At 73.9% G+C, this 855-nt stretch carries 1 protein-coding gene; it reads right to left on the bottom strand.

Annotated features, from left to right (window positions below; genetic code table 11):
* Window positions 1-116: 116 nt before the first annotated feature.
* A partial coding sequence (locus FRW57_RS22255; protein ID WP_338055406.1) for an SCO6880 family protein occupies window positions 117-855 on the bottom strand: 739 nt, incomplete at its 5' end.

The raw sequence follows: 855 nt of genomic DNA, 5'->3' as shown, positions 1-855 counted from the left end.
CACCGCGGTCAGCTTCTTGGCGGCCTTGGCCTGGGCGCGCCGGGCCCGGCGGGAGCCGCCGGGCGGGGTGAAGAAGGCGGAGGAGTGCGTGGTGGAGTGGTCGTGTTCGGGCATGGTCAGTGCACCTTCCGGGCCAGCGGCAGGGCGGCGGCGGTGAACGCCCGCGCCTGCCGGCCGGCCAGCAGGCGGGTCTCGCAGCCGGTTTGGGTGGCGGCGCGCTGGATTTGGGAGACGGCGGCGTCCAGTTCGTCTTTGGTGGTGGCGGTGACGGCGACCAGGCCGGTGAACCGCAGGTCGGCGTGGCCGCTGATCAGGGCTTGTTCGCGGTCCATCACGTCGTTCAGTTCGGCGGCGTCGGCCAGGTCGGCGATCGCGCCGATCCGGCTCTTCTGCGCGGCGTCGGTCAGGTACTCGACCTTGGCCTTGCGGATGTCGCGCATCGCCGCGGCCGTCGAGAGGGGTGTGGCGGTGATGGAGAGGGTTTTGCGGACGCCGGGGGTGAAGACCAGGGCGTGCAGGAAGTGGGCGGGCACCTGGATGCGGGGCCACTCGCTGACCCAGAGCACGGCCGAGTAGCCGGAGTCGTGCCGCAGGTGGTCCCAGTGCTCCTGGACGGCGACGGGTCCGGCGGTCGCCAGGTCCATCCCGAGGTCGGTGCCCCCGAGCGGGTCGGCGCCGGCGGGGTCGTAGGCGCGGCGCAGCAGCCGCGCCAGCTTCCCGGGGTCGAGCCAGCCGGTCAGGTCGAGTTCGGCGGCGCGCAGCCCGGACTCGAACGCGGTCATGTCCTGCCGCAGCACGGCGGCGGCGCCGGTCATCCCGCGGCCGGCGGCCCGGACCGCCCGCGCCGATTTCTTC

The organism is Segeticoccus rhizosphaerae, assembly GCF_009192725.1.
Lineage (GTDB): Bacteria > Actinomycetota > Actinomycetes > Actinomycetales > Dermatophilaceae > Segeticoccus > Segeticoccus rhizosphaerae.
Note: the sequence above shows the minus strand (reverse complement) of the source record. Positions and strands in the feature narration are given on the sequence as shown.